Here is a 16,107-nt window from a genome sequence, read left to right on the forward strand (position 1 = left end):
GATCACTTCCGGTGGGTGCCAACCGTTGGTTGGCACAAAGGGTCAGCCTGCATTGAACCCGGGCAGTGCGGACCAACGGTCCGCACCCACCCATACACCCAGAGCAATCAGAAGGTATAGCGGACGCGGCCGTAGTAGTACGCGCCATTGCTGCCGATCGGCGACAGCACGTCATACGGCAGGTTGCCGAAGTAGTGGATATCGCTGTTGGACCGATCCGCGTAGTTGTCGGTCAGGTTCTGCCCGCCGATGGCCACGCTCCACTGCGGGGTGATGCGGTATTCGACTTCCGCGTCCAGCTGCCACTCGGCCTGGTAGGTCTGGCGCGGGATGTAGCCATCACCGAAGTTGAACACGCGGGTGGCGCTGCCGTAGCGGTTCACGCGGCTGCTCAGCGACCAGTGGTCATTGTTCCAGGCAGCCGAGAAACTGCCACGTGTACGCGGTGTGGCATCGGTCAGCGTGTTGGTCTCTTCAATCCCGAACAGCACATAATCCGGGTCCAGCGCCTGCAGCTGTGCCGGCGTGGCCAGCACGTTCTTCAGCGTGGTCTTGGTATACGCATAGGTGCCGGTCAACAGCAGCTGGCCATCGCCCAGCGACTGGCGCCAGTTGCTCACCAGCTCGGCGCCACGGGTGCGGGTATCGGCGGCGTTGACGAAGAAGCTGGCGCTCTGCAGGCCGCTGACACCGTAGTTGGCTGCCACGTAGCCGGTCAGTGCATCACCGGTGATGCTCTCCGACAGTGCGATGCGGTCGTCGATGTCGATCTGGAAGAAGTCCAGCGAGAGGTCGAAGTGTTCGCCGATGCGGCTGGTGAAGCCCAGCGACGTGTTCAGGGATTTTTCCGGTTTCAGGTCCTGCGCGCCAAGGCCACGCGCGATCGGATTGTTGACCGACAGCAGTCGGCCCTGCACCAGCTGGCCACCAGCGTTATAGCCGGTGGAGGTGGATTCGTAGCCGATCTGCGCCAGTGAAGGTGCGCGGAAGTTGTTGGAGATGGCACCGCGCAATGCAAACGCCGGCGTGAACTCGTAGCGCAGGCCGAGCTTGCCGGTCAGCTCGCCGCCGAAGTCGTCGTTGTGCTCGTAGCGCGCGGCCAGATCGGTGGAGAACTTCTCGCCGAACTGGCTGGACAGGCTGGCATAGGCGCTGGCCACGTCGCGCGACAGGGTGGCGGCGTCCTGTGGGGTCAGGCCGCCACCGGCCTGCGAGCCGGTCGGGCGGTCGGTGTACGGGCCCGCCGCATAGCTGGCCGGGTCGCCGGGGCGGGTCTGGTAGCGCTCATGGCGCGCTTCCACGCCCAGGCCCAGCGTGTGGCTGATGCTGTCGCTCTGGGTGAACACGCGGCTCAGGTCGAGGTTGCCCACGGTCTGCGCGTACTCGTAGTCGGCGGTCTTGAAGCGGGTCGGGCTGGTCGGGCCCAGCGACGCGTTGAGCGAATCACGCAGGCGGTAGGTGAAGTCGTTCTGGCCGTAATCCAGGCTGCTGTCGTAGCTCCACTCGCCCCACTGGCCGCGCACGCCGGCCACGGCCTGTACGTCGCGGTTCTCGCCTTCGGAGATCGGTCGGTAGCCGTTCGGATAGACCTGCTTCCAGTTGGCATCGCCATCGGGATAGCGGAAGTAGTTGGCGCCTTCGGTATCGCGCTGGTTGAAGGTGCCGAACGCGTAGAACGTCGAGGTCTGGCCCACCGGAATCTCGGTGTTCAGCCACAGGTTGATGTCCTTGCTCTTGCCATCGCCCAGCACATAGTTGCGCTTGCCCTGCAGCGCCAGGTTGCCCGGGGTCTGGTCCCATGGCGGAATCTGGTCGAAGCCGGCGCGATTGGTGCCGTTGCGGTGCTTGTATTCCAGGCCGACGCGCAGGAAGCCGCCGTCTTCGCCCAGCGAAGTGCCGACCTTGGCGCTGATGTTGCCGGTCTGGCCGTCGGTAAGGGTACGCCCGATCGGCTTCAGGTCGGTGTGGTTGGCGCCGTAGCTGGCCTCGATCTCCCCGCCGTCGCCGCCGTTGTCGAGGATTACGTTGATCACACCGGCCACCGCATCCGAGCCGTACAGCGCGCCGGCACCATCACGCAGCACTTCGATGCGCTTGATCGCACTGACCGGAATCGAGTTGAAGTCGACCGGGGTGGTGCCCTTGCCGATCTTGCTGTCGGTGTTGACCAGCGCGGTGTGGTGGCGGCGCTTGCCATTGACCAGCACCAGCACCTGGTCCGGCGACAGGCCGCGCAGCTGTGCGGCGCGCACATGGTCGGCGCCACCGGAGTTGGACTGGCGCGGGAAGTTGAACGACGGCAGCAGCGCCTGCAGCGCGCTGCCCAGCTCACCGTTGACCACGCCGGCCTTGCGGATGTCCTCGGCGGTGAGCACGTCCACCGGCGAGGTGGATTCGAGCACGGTGCGGTCGGCGGCACGGGTGCCGGTGACGATCACCGTGTCCAGGTTGGTGGCGTCCTGGGCCAGGGCCGGGACGGCGGCGGAGGAAAGCGCGAGGGCGATGGCGAGGCCGAGCGGCGACGCGGGCAGGCGGGTGGACATGGGGGCTCCAGCAACAACGACGACGGGGAAGGGGGAGATAGTTTCACTTACATCCATCCGGATGAAGCGATATATTATCTTCGCGTGATGGCCGGTGCCGATGCAAGCCCCTGCCAGTCCGGCATGAGCTGATGCCCTGCTGGCATCAGCACGCCGGGCCGGTGGCGCTGTACGCTGCCGGCTCGCCTTGTCCCCCTTCCCCCGGAGCTGTACCGATGAAACACCTTGGCCTCGTCTTTGCCGTGCTGCTGGCCACCAGCGGCTGCGCCAGCCTTTCTTCGCAGGCGCCCAGCGCCTATGCCACGGCCACTACCGCCGAACTGAAGGGCGATGCCGCTCGCCCGTCCGCCGGCCATGGCTGGGTGCGCAGTGAGCTGTACTTCGGCGTGGGCGAGGAGCAGGGTGCCGGCAACCGCCCGCAGGCCGACACCATCAGCGAGGCGCAGTGGCGCACGTTCCTGGACAAGGAAGTGACCCCGCGCTTCCCGGATGGCCTGACCGTGTTCGATGCCTATGGCCAGTGGCTGTTCCGCGGCGATGCCGCGCCCAACCGCCTGCGCACGAAGGTGCTGGTGGTGCTGCATGAGGACACCCCGCAGCGCCGCGCCGATATCGAAGCGATCCGCCTGGCGTGGAAGCAGCAGACCAGGCATCAGTCGGTGCTGTGGTCGCGGCAGCCGGTCGAGGTATCGTTCTGAGTTGAAGGTGCCGCCGCGGTGCCGCAGGGAGCAATGATGAACTACAGGGAATGCCTGCTGGGCCTCGTGTTGGCCGGCTCGCTGGCACCGACGGCGCACGCCGGTGGGGACGACGGCGAAACCTTGCGCTTCCAGGTGGCCGCGCATGTGCAGGCACAGGCCGATCCCCTGCAGGACGGCAGCATTGCCGTGCAGCTGTCACCGTCGGGAAAGCGCCAGACGCTGGCGGGCGCGGCGGATGCCGACGGCACTTCGCGATGGTCGCTCGAAGATGTCGATTTCGATGGCTACCCGGAACTGGTCGCGCGCGCCTCGGTAGGCATGGTCAACGAGGCGGTGGCGGTGTACCGCTTCGATCCGGCCAGTGCCGGTTTCCGCGCGCTGCAGGCCGATACCCACGGCAAGGACAGTTGTGGTGACCTGATGGGGCTGAGCGTGGACGTTGCCACCCGCACCCTCACCAGCAGTTGCCGCAGCGGCCCGATGTGGTACACCGACCAGTACCGGTTTGCAGGCGCGAAGCTCCATCTGTACCGCTCTGAGAGCGTGCTGATGCTGGGCGATACGTTGAACGCCGCGCTGCATTGGGAACAGACCGAAGAGCAGGGCCCGTTGGCGGTCTGGCGCACCTATGACCCCGCCGGCCGTGTGTTGGAAAGTGCCATCGCCGATGGCCTGGGAGCACCGCCGGACGGGCCGTTGCAGGGGCAGCAGGCCACCGTGGTGCCCGCGCGCCTGTTCCTCTTCGACCGACCCGGCGCGTCCAGCACCAAGCGTTACCTGGTGCAGGGCGATCGCGTGGAATTGCTCGATGAACAGAACGGCTGGGTGAAGCTGCGCTATCGCAGCCCGAATCACGGCGCGGTGGAGGGCTGGATCAACGTCAACGATTGACGAGACGTCTACCCGCAGTTTGCACATCGAGGCAATGGGCAACTTGCCCACGGGGGCATCACTTCATCAGGTCTAGCCTCGGACGTTCCCCCGTTCGAGGATGTATCCGATGAGCAAGCGCGTGGCCGAAATCGTGGTGGACGCCCTGCAGCAGGCTGGTGTCCGCCGTTGCTACGGCATCGTGGGCGATACGCTCAACCATGTGACCGATGCGATGCATGGCAGCGAGATCGCTTGGGTGCACGTGCGCCATGAAGAAGTGGCAGCGTTCGCCGCCGGCGCCGATTCGCTGGTGAGCGGCGAGTTGACCGCCTGTGCGGGCTCCTGTGGTCCCGGTGGCCTGCACTTCATCAACGGCGTGTTTGAGAGCAACCGCAACCGTGCGCCGATGGTGCTGATCGCCAGCCAGGTGGTGACCAGTGAGCTGGGCATGGAATTTCCGCAGGAAGTGGATTTCAAGGCGGTCTATGGCAGCTGCACGGTGTTCTGCGAGCAGGTGCACAGCCCGGAGCAGGCGCGACGCGTGGTGGCCCTGGCCTGCCAGGCGGCGATCAGCCGGCGTGGCGTGGCGGTAGTGATCCTGCCGGCCGACATCAGCCAGGCTGAGGTGAAGCACGATGTGCCGTTCTCGGTGCACTACACCCAGCCGGTGCTGCGCCCGTCCGACGCCGAACTGCAGCGCATTGCCGAGCTGCTGGGGCAGGGCAAGCGTATCGGCATCTATGCCGGTGCCGGTTGCCAGGGCGCGCACGCGCAGCTGCTGGAACTGGCCCGGCGCCTGCAGGCGCCGGTTGCGCATACTTCGCGCGCCAAGGATTTCGTCGAGCCGGACAACCCGTACAACATGGGCATGACCGGAATCTTCGGCATCGAGTCTGGCTTCCACACGCTGATGGAGTGCGACACGCTGCTGCTGCTCGGCGCCGACTTCGCCTGGGGCCAGTTCTACCCCGACAAGGCCACGATCATCCAGGTCGACCGTGATGGCAGCCACCTTGGCCGCCGCCACCCGGTGAACCTCGGCGTGGTCGGCGATATCGCGCCCACGCTGGATGCGTTGCTGCCGATGCTGCCGCCGCGCGAGGACAGCAGTTTCCTGGACGAGTGCATCGAACGTCGCGACAAGGCGCTGAAGAAGCGCGAACAGGAGGAGCAGCCGGGCGAGGGCGAGCTGATCCACCCGCAGCATCTGACCGCGCTGCTGTCGAAGCATGCCAGCGAGGATGCACTGTTCACCGCCGACGGCGGCTCGCCGATGGTCTGGGTGCTGCGGCATATCCGCGTCAACGGTCGCCGCCGCACGCTGACCAGCCTGCTGCACGGCACGATGGCCAATGCAATGCCGCAGGCCCTGGGCCTGCAGAAGGCGTTCCCCGGCCGGCAGGTGATTTCGCTGTCCGGCGATGGTGGCCTGGCGATGCTGCTGGGCGACCTGCTGACCGCAGTGCAAGAGAACCTGCCGATCAAGGTGGTGGTGTTCAACAATGGCTCGCTGAACTTCGTCGAGCTGGAGCAGAAGGTGGAAGGCCTGCTGGACAACTACACCGACCTGAAGAACCCGGACTTCGGGCGCCTGGCCGAGGTGATCGGCTTCCACGGCCGCACCGTGACCCGCAGCGAGGATCTGGAGGAGGCGGTGCAGGATTTCCTGGCCCAGCGCGGCCCGGCGTTGCTGGACGTGCACACCAGCCGCGCAGAGTTGGTGATGCCGCCGCAGATCGAGGCCAAGCAGGTCGCCGGCACGGCGCTGTACGCGGCCAAGGCGGTGTTGAATGGCCGCTTCGACGACGTGAAGCATCTGCTGGTGGACAACTTCCTGAAGAAGTGAGGGAGTGGTCGATGCAGGGCTGCGCCCTGCACCCGCTACGAGCCAGAGCCAGAGCCAGAGCAGAAGCTGCTTTCCTGGGGGATGGCGGGGTGGGTCCGGTTGCGGGGGACGCTGCAAGTACGTCCATGTAAGCTCGGTCGCCGCATCCATGCGGCTCACGCCCCCGCAACCGGACCCACTCCGCCTTCGACAGTTTTCCGCTGCTGTTGGTAGGTGTCGACCTTGGTCGACACGGTAGATCCACGCCATGCGTGGATGAACGAAAGAATGATCGGAAAGATCTTCTGTAGAGCCGAACCGTGCTCGGCTCAGAGGCTTCGCGTGCAGCGGCCGAGCAGGGGCTCGGCGCTACAAGGAGCGCCTGCCTTTGCTTTTGATCTTTTGATTCTCTTCCGTGGCTGGCACGCGCAGGAAACTGTGGGAGGCCGGTCGGGATGGGCTGCGCAGGACCGTTGGCGCCATGGATGGCGCCATCGAGCCCCCACGGACGGGTTTACGGCGTGTCCTGCGCAGCCCATCCCGACCGGCCCAACTCGCAATGCCAGTCGAGTAACAGTCGACTCTACCCGCGCCCAGCCACGAGGGGCTCCGCCGTTGGCTGGAACCCATCATTCCACGACGGAATTGGCGCGCCGGCCCCGCTGGGCCTACCATCGGCGGTCCCCACCCCCACCGCCCCTTCCATGTCCGCTCCCGCTTCCGCCGTACCGCGTCGCTGGTTCGTCGCCGGCGACTTCAACGGCTTCTTCGGCCTGGTCGTCGACAACCTCTCCATCCTCGGCTTCATCGCCATGGCTCTGGTCGGGATCTTCCAGTTCCCCGCCGACGTGGTGTTCGGCCGCATGTTCCCCGGCACCGCCTTCGGCGTGCTGATCGGCAACCTGCTGTACACCCTGATGGCACGCCGGCTCGCCGCGCGTACCGGCCGTGACGACGTCACCGCCATGCCGCTCGGCCTGGATGCCCCGACCAGCATCGGCATGGCCCTGCTGGTGCTTGGCCCGGCCTTCATCGCTTTCAAGCAGCAGGGCATGGACCCGCACGCGGCGGGCATCGCCACCTGGCAGCTGGGCATGGCCGCGCTGGTCATCATGGGCGTGCTCAAGTTCGTGCTGTCGTTCTTCGGTGAAGCGGCCACCCGCGCCCTGCCGCGTGCCGCGCTGCTGGGTTCCATCGCCGGCATCGCGCTGGTGCTGATGGGCCTGCTGCCGCTGCTGGAAACGCTGCGCTCGCCGCTGGTCGGCTTCACCACGCTGGGCCTGCTGCTGTACGTGCTGATCGCCAAGGGCAAACTGCCGGTGCGTGGCCCGGGCGTGCTGCTGGCCTTCGTGTTCGGCACCGTGCTGTATTACGGCCTCGGCCTGGCAGGGCTGGGCGCGCCGGGCTTCCATGTGCCGGCGTGGGTGCCGCCGCTGGTGGTGCTGCCGCTGCCGACGCTGGGCTTTCTCGACGGCCTGCCCACCGCGATGACCTACCTGCCGCTGCTGCTGCCGTTCGGCCTGCTGATGGTGGTCGGTGGCATCAACGTATCCGAAAGCGCGCGTGCGGCCGGCGATGACTACCGCACCCGCGACATCCTGCTGGTGGAAGCGGTGGCCACGCTGGTGGCCGGTGTCTGCGGCGGCGTGGCGCAGACCACGCCGTACATCGGCCAGCCGGCGTACAAGCACATGGGCGCGCGCAGCGGTTACACGCTGCTGACGGGCCTGTTCGTCGGCATCGGCGGCATGCTCGGCATCATCTCCGGGCTGGTGCAATGGCTGCCGCTGGCGGTGCTCGCACCGATCATCGTGTACGTGGCCATCGACATCACCACCCAGGCGTTCCAGGCTACGCCGCGTCACCATAGTGGTGCCATGGTATTCGGCTTCCTGCCTTCGGTGGCCTACCTGCTGGCGATCAAGGCGCCGGGCTGGATCGCACCGGACCAGCTGCCGCAGCTGCTGACCAAGCTCGACGGCCACGGCCTGCCGGAGCTGGCGGTGATCTTCACTCTCGGCAACGGCTTCATCATCACCTCGATGCTGTGGATTTCGGCGGTGGCGGCGATGGTCGATGGCCGCCTGCGCCGTGCCTGCGGGTTCCTGCTGGTGGCTGCGTTGCTGACACTGTTCGGGCTGATCCACTCGGTGGATCCGCGCGGTGGCATCTATCTGCCGTGGGAACTGGAAGGATTGGCGCGCATCATCAGCTGGCAGTTCGCGGGCGCCTACGTGGCGCTGGCGGTGCTGCTGGGATTGTTGTCACTGCAGAAACAGCCGGTGAAGCCGCTGGGCGATCGCACCGATCATTGACCGGTGACGCCGGGCATGGCCCGGCGCTACCGCTCCTTCCACTTCTGGTGCTCTGTAGAGCCGAGCCTGCGCTCGGCTGCTCTGAGCCGAGCATGGCTCGGCCCTACAGGGGCGTGTTGCAGGCGGCGAATGATCACAGCGCGCTCTGCCGGCCAGCGGCTGGCACTACCGTTCGGCGTCCAGTTCCGGGTAGTGGCGGAAGATGCCGTTGGTGTTGAACGGCAACCGCCGCTCCGAGGCCAGATAGGCGGCGATGTTCGGCCGCTTTGCCACCCGCGCCTGCAGCGCACGCAGCAGGGGCACGGTGTGGGCCAGTGCCTGCATGCGGCGTGGAAACATGTAGTCCAGCCCGCTCAACAGCTGGAACAGCGACAGATCCACATACGAATGCTCGCGCAGTGCGTGGCGGCCACCGTTGGCGGCCAGCACCTGTTCGAAGTAGCCCAGGAACTTCGGCAGCCGCTCGCCGCGCAGGGACGCAGCGCGCGCCTTGGCTTCGGTCTTCTGTTCTTCGTAGTACTTCGACGCGGCGATCGGATGGTGGGTGTCGTGCACCTCGGCCACCAGATCGGCGATGGTCAGCTGCAGTTGCAGCGCCTGCATCCGCCGCGAGGCCGCCTGTGGCACCAGGTCCAGCGTCGGGCCGAGGAAATCCAGGATCGCCGCGACCTGCGCGATGACCTGGCGGCCGGCCTTCAGGAACGGCGGTGCAAAGGGCTGTGGCCCGTCACTGCTGCCATCCAGGAATGGCTGCATCACCGCATCGCCGTGCACCCGCGCCATGTCGATGTAGTCGGCGCCGGCATCCTCCAGCGCCAGGCGCACGAACTCGCCGCGGCCCTGGATGCCGGTCCAGTAATACAGCGCGTACTGCATGGCAGTGCCTCCACATGAAAAGGCCCACAGCGTCGCGCGGGGCATGCAAAGCAGGCGTGAGCGCGGTTCTGGTGCAGGCCGAACCCGAACGGCAGCGGAACAGGTGGGGAACCCGCTGGAACCGGTGGGGTCCCACCTTGTCCATGCGTGTGAAACGAGGTGCTGCATCATGCAGAGTGGAAAGGCAGTATGGCCCTGGGTGTTGGGCGTGGTGGTGATCGGTTGCGCGGGCGGTTGGTTGTTCCGCGATCAGCTGAAGCGCCTGGCCGACGGTGTTTCGGTGCCGGTTCAATCAACCCCCGCCAGTACCAGCGCACCGCCACAACCGCAGGCAGCCGTAGAACCCGCGCCAGCACCGCCGCCGATCAGGCATCCGCTGGACACCGAGGCCGCCGCTGACCCGGCGCTGCCCAAGTTGGCCGACAGTGATGCGGCTGCCTGGGGCGCATTGAGCCAGCTGTTCCAGGGCGAGGGCCCGATGACCCTGCTGCTGCGCGATCACCTGATCCAGCGCCTGGTCACCCAGGTCGACAACCTGGACAAACCAAGCGTGCCGCCGACGGTGCTGGCCGCACGGCCGCTGCCGGGCAACCTGCAGGTCGAGCATGGCGAGGGCGGGGAACGCATCGCGGCAAGCAACTCGGCGCGTTACGCGCCCTATGTGCAGGCCTTCACTGCGCTGGATCCAGCGGCAACGGCTACGGCGTACAAGCGCTTCTATCCGTTGATCCAGCAGGCCTACGTCGACCTGGGCCGGCCCGAGGGCTACTTCAACGACCGTCTGGTGGCGGTGATCGACCATCTGCTGGAGACCCCGGAACTGGCGCAGGCGCCATTGGTGCAGCGTGATGAGCGCGGTCGCTACCGCTTCGTCGATTCCACCCTGCAGTCACGCTCGATCGGGCAGAAGGCCCTGCTACGCATGGACGCCGCGCAGGCGCGGGCGGTCAAGCAGCAGCTGCGGGCGATCCGCAGCGCGATCACCGGCTGAGTCCGCGCACCGCGCGGAACTGATCGGGATCAACGCGCCGACCACACCCGTTCCGGCATGCTGGCCGCAGGCTGACCGGCCCCGGGGTGCAGTCGCAGCCACCCTTGAAACGGGGTGGGGCAACCGCATCTTCCCAGCATCGCCGGCGCGGGCCGGCCCTGATGACCGATGAGGATTCGCAATGCGGATGGACAAGCTCACCTCGCGTTTCCAGCAGGCGCTGGCAGACGCACAGTCGCTGGCCGTGGGCCGCGACAACAGCATCATCGAACCGGTTCACCTGTTCAGCGCGCTGCTGGACCAGCAGGGCGGCAGCACGCGTCCGCTGCTGGCCCAGGCCGGGGTGAACGTGCCGGTGCTGCGCGAGCGCCTGACCGAGGCGCTGGATGCACTGCCGAAGGTGTCCGGCCAGGCCGGCAACGTCTCGATGGGCAATGACCTGGGGCGCCTGCTGAACCAGACCGACAAGCTGGCCCAGCAGCACGGCGATGCCTTCATTGCCAGCGAGTGGTTCGTGCTCGCGGCGCTGGAAGACGGCGGCACGCTGGGCATGGCGCTGCGCGCCGCCGGTGCCGACAAGACCCGCCTGCAGGCTGCGATCGACAAGCTGCGTGGCGGCGAGAACGTGCAGTCGGAGAATGCCGAGGAACAGCGGCAAGCGCTGGAGAAGTACACCATCGACCTGACCGCGCGTGCCGAGAGCGGCAAGCTCGATCCGGTGATCGGCCGTGACGAGGAAATCCGCCGCACGATCCAGGTGCTGCAGCGCCGGACCAAGAACAACCCGGTGCTGATCGGCGAACCCGGCGTGGGCAAGACCGCAATCGTGGAAGGGCTCGCCCAGCGCATCATCAATGACGAAGTGCCCGAAGGCCTGCGCGGCAAGCGCGTGCTGTCGCTGGACATGGGCGCGCTGATCGCCGGCGCCAAGTTCCGCGGTGAATTCGAGGAGCGCCTGAAGGGCGTGCTCAACGACCTGGCCAAGAACGAAGGACAGATCATCCTGTTCATTGACGAACTGCACACCATGGTCGGTGCCGGCAAGGCCGATGGCGCGATGGATGCCGGCAACATGCTGAAGCCAGCGCTGGCGCGCGGCGAGCTGCACTGCATCGGCGCCACCACGCTGGACGAGTATCGCAAGTACATCGAGAAGGATGCCGCGTTGGAGCGCCGCTTCCAGAAGGTGTTCGTGGGCGAGCCGTCGGTGGAGGACACCATCGCGATCCTGCGCGGGCTGAAGGAAAAGTACGCCGTGCACCACGGTGTGGAAATCACCGACCCGGCCATCGTGGCTGCAGCCACGCTGTCCAACCGCTACATCACCGACCGCCAGCTGCCGGACAAGGCCATCGACCTGATGGACGAAGCCGCCTCACGCCTGCGCATGGAGATCGACTCCAAGCCGGAGGAGCTGGATCGCCTGGAACGCCGGGTGATCCAGCTGAAGATCCAGCGCGAGATGCTGAAAAAGGAGAAGGACGAAGCCTCGCGGCAGCGCTTGGCCGATCTGGAAAAGGACATCGATGCGCTGGAGCGCGAGTTCTCCGATCTCAATGAAATCTGGAAGTCGGAGAAGGCCGCGCTGCAGGGCGCAACCAAGATCAAGGAACAGGTCGAGCAGGCCAAGCTGGAGCTGGAGGCCGCGCAGCGCCGCCAGGATTTCGCCAAGATGAGCGAGATCCAGTACGGCCTGTTGCCGCAGCTGGAAAAGCAGCTGGCCGCGGCCCAGGAAGCCGAGCACAAGGACTTCAAGCTGGTACAGGACCGCGTGACCGACGAGGAGATCGCCGAGGTCGTTTCGCGCTGGACCGGCATCCCGGTCAACAAGATGCTCGAAGGCGAGCGCGACAAGCTGCTGCGCATGGAAGAGGTGCTGCACAACCGCGTGGTCGGCCAGGAGGAAGCGATCAAGGTCGTCTCCGATGCCGTGCGCCGCTCGCGTGCAGGCCTGTCCGATCCGAACCGTCCGGCCGGCTCGTTCCTGTTCCTCGGCCCGACCGGCGTCGGCAAGACCGAGCTGTGCAAGTCGCTGGCCGAATTCCTGTTCGACAGTGCCGACGCGATGATCCGCATCGACATGAGCGAGTTCATGGAGAAGCACAGCGTCGCCCGCCTGATCGGCGCGCCTCCGGGCTATGTCGGCTACGAGGAAGGTGGCTACCTGACCGAGGCCGTGCGTCGCCGTCCGTACTCGCTGATCCTGCTGGACGAAGTGGAGAAGGCGCATCCGGATGTGTTCAACATCCTGCTGCAGGTGCTCGACGATGGCCGCCTGACCGATGGACAGGGCCGTACCGTGGACTTCCGCAACACCGTCATCGTGATGACCTCGAACCTGGGCTCGCACCAGATCCAGGACATGAGCGCCGACGACAGCCCCGAGGCCTACACCCAGATGAAGGCGGCGGTGATGGGCGTGGTGCAGGCGCACTTCCGGCCGGAGTTCATCAACCGGCTCGACGACATCGTGGTGTTCCACCCGCTGGACAAGCAGCAGATCAAGCAGATCGCGCGCATCCAGATGCGCGGGCTGGAGAAGCGCCTGGCCGAGCGCGGGTTGAAGCTGTCGGTCTCCGATGCGGCGTTCGATCTGCTCGGCAACGTCGGCTTCGATCCGGTCTATGGCGCGCGCCCGTTGAAGCGTGCAATCCAGTCGCAACTGGAAAATCCGCTGGCGCAGCAGATCCTGTCCGGCGCCTTTGTCAACGGCGACACCATCGAGGTTGGCAACGACGGCGGTCGCCTGGTGTTCGCCAAAGCGTGATTCACACGGGGCGCCGCCTGGCCGCAGCGCCCCGTTTCCTGCGAGGTATGCCGGGCCATGCCCGGCGCTCACTCAGAAGCGGTGCGTATAGCCGCTCATCAAGCCGAACTGGTTCGCCTTCTGCACGATCGGGCTGTCGGCGGCATCACCGAGCAGGCGCGTGCCTTCGGCCGAGATGTACCAGTTGCCGTTGCGGCCCACGCGGTGGCTCCACTTCAGGCCGACACCGGCACTGACCAGGCCGGCCTTTGGCTTGTGCTCGGCAAAGCCGGTACGCGCCGCCTGTTCCGGGCTGACGCCGTACCAGGTCTGCATGTAACCGCGGTTGCCGTAGTCGGTGGACACGCTGCCGCTGACCACGCCGCCGGCCAGGTCGAACAGCGGCATGCTCAGGTTCAGATGGATCTGCTGGGTGGCCAGGCCGTTCTCGGCCTTGTCCTCGTCCTTGCCGGTGAACTGCCAGGAGCCGCTCAGCACGGCTTCGCCCAGCGTATAACCAGCCGAGACGCCGACCAGGGGACGGGTATCGATATCACCCATGCCGCGCAGGAAGTCGGAACCGCCGAGCAGCGAGTCCTTTTCCTTGCGGATGCCGCTGGCGCCGACATACGCGCGCACGCGGGTGTGCTCGCCGATGGAGGTGCCCCAGCCAATGCCAGTGGTGCCCAGAAACCATCCACCCGGCGAGGTGACATCAAAGGACAACGACGGCGTCGCACGATACTCCTCGCTGCCGCTGTAGCGCGGCGCCACGCCACCGCCGGCAGCGAGCTCGAAGGTCCAGTGGTCATCCCTGGCGTGGGCGATCGGTGCGGCGAACAGCGGCAACAGGGCCAGGCAGAGCAGGGCGGGGGAACGGCGAAGCTGGGACATGGAAACTCTCGACAATGGGAGGAAGGCAGCGCGCGCATCCGGCGAGTGCTGCAGGGTCGCTAGCGTGGCGATACGCCGGCGACCGATCCGTCCGCAGTTGTGCGGGAGTTGTAATCAACTGTAATTCCACCCAAGGGCGTTCAGCTGGCAGCCAGCGGCCAGTGCATCTCCAGGCGCGCGCCGCCCAATGTGGCGCGGCTGATGCGAAGCTCGCCGCCGTGGCGGACGGCAATGCGGCTGACGATGGCCAGGCCCAGGCCGAAGCCCCCGGTATCGCGGCTGCGGCTGTCATCCAGGCGGGTGAACGGGCGCATCACCTTCTCGCGATCGGCTTCGGCGATGCCGGGGCCATCGTCATCCACGCGCAGGCAGGCGCGGCCGCTGACACCGACCAGCGAGACTTCCACGTGCGAGCGCGCATGGCGCAGCGCATTGCCGACCAGGTTGCTCAGTGCCAGCTGCAGCAGGCGCGGCTCGGCATCCACCCGTGGCAATGCACTGGGTTGCACGCGCAGGACCACGCCGGCGCGTTCGGCATCACGGCGTGCATCGGCCAGACAGGCCTGCAGCCAGTCGTTGGCTTCGATGCGCTGCATCGGCTCGCCTTCGCTGGGATGCTCCAGGCGCTCATAGGCCAGCAGTTCGCTGACCAGCCGGTTGAGCTCGGCCAGATCGCCGTGCAGGCCCTGTGCCAGCCGTTCGCGGCGTTCGCGGTCATCGCTGTCCTGCATCAGGTCCAGGCCGAAGGCAACGCGCGCGATCGGCGTGCGCAGCTCGTGCGAGATCGCATGGGTCAGGTCGCGCTGGCGCTGCACCAGTTCGGCCACGCGTGCCGCCATGCGGTTGGAGTGGTCGACGATGACCCGGATCTGCGAGCGTGGCGAGACCTGCGCACGTGCCTGCAGATCGCCAGCGCCGATGCGGTCGGCGTGCAGGCGCAGCGCTTCCAGGTCGCGCCAGAGCAGGCGCACCCACGCGTACAGGCTGGCGCCCACCAGCAGCAGGATGCTGAGGTAGGCGGCGATGGTCATGTACGTCGTCATCTGCACCGCGCCAGGCAGGCGCAGGTGCAGCCAGCGGCCATCGCTGCCCTCGATGGGCAGCAGGACCTGCTGGTATTGATCGCGCACGATGAAACCATCGGCCTTCACGGCCACCTGTTCCTGCGCGTCGAGTGCGGGAGGTTTGTCGAGCAGGGTCAGGGCGATGCCGTAGTGTGGCTGCCACTGCTGCAGGCGCTCACGCTGCTGGTCGGCATCCAGGCCGGCCAGGCCACTGCGCAGGGCGTACACCTGACCACGCACCTGCTGGACGAAGACGCGATCCTGCACGGGCGTGTAGATGCCGTCCAGGATGTGGTTGAGGAAGAACACCGACACCAGGAAGCAGGCACCCGTGATAAACCACAACCACAGGAACAGCCGCTTCATGCGGTCCAGGCCGACGGATTGAACTGGTAGCCACGGCCCCACACGGTCTTGATCCGCCGCGGTTCGCGCGCATCATCGCCGAGCTTGCGGCGCAGCTTGCCGATGCTGACATCGACACTGCGGTCCAGGCCGTCAAAGCCGATGCCGCGCACCGCCTGCAGGATATGGTCGCGCGACAGGATCTGCCCCGGCTGGCTGGCCAGCAGCCACAGGATCTCGAATTCCGTGGTGCCCAGCTCGACCTGCTGACCGTGCAGGTGCACTTCGCGCTGCATGCGGTCGATCAGCAGTTCGCCATGCATCAGACGGCTGGGTGTGCCGGTGTTGCTGCTGCCATGGCGGCGGCGCAGCAGGGCGCGCAGGCGGGCCAGCAGCAGGCGCGGCTCGATCGGTTTGTGCACATAGTCATCGGCGCCCGATTCCAGGCCCAGCACCTGCTCGATGTCGTCTTCGCAGGCGGTCAGCATCAGGATCGGCACGTCGGAGAAACTGCGGATCTGCCGGCACACGTCGATGCCGCCGAGGCCGGGCAGCATCAGGTCCAGTACCACCAGCTCGGGCGCATGCTGGCGGCAGGCCGCGCCGGCAAGGTCACCGCGCGCCACATGCTGCACGGCGAAACCATGTTCGTGGAGATAGTCGCTGACCAGTTCGGCCAGGCGACGGTCGTCCTCCACCAGCAGGACCTGCGTCGGCGTGCCGTTGGCGGTGGGTGTCCAGGGGGATGGCTGCATGCGCGTGGGGCCTCCGTGCCCGGGCAGGAGCGCCCGGCGGCGAAGCCTAGCAACGGCCCATGACGGCTGCCTGAATCGCGGCCAACCTGATAACCGGCGGTACGGACGTCATCGCCAGCGGCTCTCAGTGCCACGCCCCGGCTGGCCTATGGTGGCGGTTTCCCCGGATGGAGCCTGGT

At 66.7% G+C, this 16,107-nt stretch carries 11 protein-coding genes; 6 read left to right on the forward strand and 5 right to left on the reverse strand.

What is annotated here, in order from left to right; genetic code table 11:
• Positions 1 to 107: 107 nt before the first annotated feature.
• Positions 108 to 2,543, reverse strand: coding sequence for a TonB-dependent receptor plug domain-containing protein (locus tag VG543_RS13675; protein WP_423178716.1), 2,436 nt, complete (start codon positions 2,541 to 2,543; stop codon positions 108 to 110).
• Positions 2,544 to 2,758: 215 nt separating this feature from the next.
• Here VG543_RS13675 and VG543_RS13680 point away from each other — a divergent pair, with 215 nt between their 5' ends.
• From VG543_RS13680 to VG543_RS13695, 4 genes are all read left to right on the forward strand, one after another.
• Positions 2,759 to 3,241 carry a DUF3574 domain-containing protein gene (locus tag VG543_RS13680; protein ID WP_049410962.1) on the forward strand — a complete coding sequence of 161 codons (483 nt, stop codon included), beginning with the start codon at positions 2,759 to 2,761 and terminating at the stop codon, positions 3,239 to 3,241.
• Positions 3,242 to 3,277: 36 nt separating this feature from the next.
• Entirely contained in the window at positions 3,278 to 4,135 is an 858-nt protein-coding gene (locus VG543_RS13685; protein ID WP_423178715.1) for an SH3 domain-containing protein, read from the forward strand.
• A gap of 109 nt (positions 4,136 to 4,244) precedes the next feature.
• A complete protein-coding gene (locus VG543_RS13690) occupies positions 4,245 to 5,963 on the forward strand; it encodes a thiamine pyrophosphate-dependent enzyme (protein WP_423178714.1) in 1,719 nt (572 codons plus the stop codon).
• Positions 5,964 to 6,646: 683 nt separating this feature from the next.
• Complete coding sequence (locus VG543_RS13695; protein WP_423178713.1) at positions 6,647 to 8,257, forward strand: hypothetical protein; 1,611 nt, start codon at positions 6,647 to 6,649, stop codon at positions 8,255 to 8,257.
• A 165-nt stretch (positions 8,258 to 8,422) separates the two neighbouring features.
• Here VG543_RS13695 and VG543_RS13700 read toward each other — a convergent pair whose 3' ends face one another.
• Positions 8,423 to 9,133: a glutathione S-transferase gene (locus VG543_RS13700; protein WP_251103423.1), complete on the reverse strand. Its 711-nt coding sequence runs from the start codon at positions 9,131 to 9,133 to the stop codon at positions 8,423 to 8,425.
• Between the two features lie 169 nt (positions 9,134 to 9,302).
• Here VG543_RS13700 and VG543_RS13705 point away from each other — a divergent pair, with 169 nt between their 5' ends.
• Together VG543_RS13705 and clpB are read left to right on the forward strand one after the other, a co-directional pair.
• The gene (locus VG543_RS13705; RefSeq protein WP_423178712.1) at positions 9,303 to 10,124 is read left to right on the forward strand and encodes a DUF3014 domain-containing protein; all 822 of its coding nucleotides are present in this window, start codon (positions 9,303 to 9,305) and stop codon (positions 10,122 to 10,124) included.
• A gap of 181 nt (positions 10,125 to 10,305) precedes the next feature.
• Positions 10,306 to 12,891 carry an ATP-dependent chaperone ClpB gene (gene clpB / locus VG543_RS13710; RefSeq protein WP_423178711.1) on the forward strand — a complete coding sequence of 862 codons (2,586 nt, stop codon included), beginning with the start codon at positions 10,306 to 10,308 and terminating at the stop codon, positions 12,889 to 12,891.
• Between the two features lie 72 nt (positions 12,892 to 12,963).
• Here the strand turns inward: clpB and VG543_RS13715 are convergent, their stop codons facing one another.
• The 3 genes from VG543_RS13715 to VG543_RS13725 form a co-directional block, all read right to left on the reverse strand.
• On the reverse strand, positions 12,964 to 13,764 hold the full coding sequence (locus VG543_RS13715) for a MipA/OmpV family protein (protein WP_058981573.1): 801 nt from the start codon (positions 13,762 to 13,764) through the stop codon (positions 12,964 to 12,966).
• A 140-nt stretch (positions 13,765 to 13,904) separates the two neighbouring features.
• A complete protein-coding gene (locus tag VG543_RS13720) occupies positions 13,905 to 15,194 on the reverse strand; it encodes an ATP-binding protein (RefSeq protein WP_423178710.1) in 1,290 nt (429 codons plus the stop codon).
• Entirely contained in the window at positions 15,191 to 15,928 is a 738-nt protein-coding gene (locus VG543_RS13725) for a response regulator transcription factor (RefSeq protein ID WP_058981569.1), read from the reverse strand. Before VG543_RS13725 ends, VG543_RS13720 begins: the two co-directional genes overlap by 4 nt.
• Positions 15,929 to 16,107: the final 179 nt, after the last annotated feature.

It is taken from the genome of Stenotrophomonas sp. CASM101 (assembly GCF_049384845.1).
Classification (GTDB): domain Bacteria; phylum Pseudomonadota; class Gammaproteobacteria; order Xanthomonadales; family Xanthomonadaceae; genus Stenotrophomonas; species Stenotrophomonas hibiscicola.

Bases quoted from the DNA above. Each gene is read 5' to 3' on its own strand.
- VG543_RS13675 (WP_423178716.1), bottom strand. From the start codon at position 2,543: ATGTCCACCCGCCTGCCCGCGTCGCCGCTCGGCCTCGCCATCGCCCTC.
- VG543_RS13680 (WP_049410962.1), top strand. From the start codon at position 2,759: ATGAAACACCTTGGCCTCGTCTTTGCCGTGCTGCTGGCCACCAGCGGC.
- VG543_RS13685 (WP_423178715.1), top strand. From the start codon at position 3,278: ATGAACTACAGGGAATGCCTGCTGGGCCTCGTGTTGGCCGGCTCGCTG.
- VG543_RS13690 (WP_423178714.1), top strand. From the start codon at position 4,245: ATGAGCAAGCGCGTGGCCGAAATCGTGGTGGACGCCCTGCAGCAGGCT.
- VG543_RS13695 (WP_423178713.1), top strand. From the start codon at position 6,647: ATGTCCGCTCCCGCTTCCGCCGTACCGCGTCGCTGGTTCGTCGCCGGC.
- VG543_RS13700 (WP_251103423.1), bottom strand. From the start codon at position 9,133: ATGCAGTACGCGCTGTATTACTGGACCGGCATCCAGGGCCGCGGCGAG.
- VG543_RS13705 (WP_423178712.1), top strand. From the start codon at position 9,303: ATGCAGAGTGGAAAGGCAGTATGGCCCTGGGTGTTGGGCGTGGTGGTG.
- clpB (WP_423178711.1), top strand. From the start codon at position 10,306: ATGCGGATGGACAAGCTCACCTCGCGTTTCCAGCAGGCGCTGGCAGAC.
- VG543_RS13715 (WP_058981573.1), bottom strand. From the start codon at position 13,764: ATGTCCCAGCTTCGCCGTTCCCCCGCCCTGCTCTGCCTGGCCCTGTTG.
- VG543_RS13720 (WP_423178710.1), bottom strand. From the start codon at position 15,194: ATGAAGCGGCTGTTCCTGTGGTTGTGGTTTATCACGGGTGCCTGCTTC.
- VG543_RS13725 (WP_058981569.1), bottom strand. From the start codon at position 15,928: ATGCAGCCATCCCCCTGGACACCCACCGCCAACGGCACGCCGACGCAG.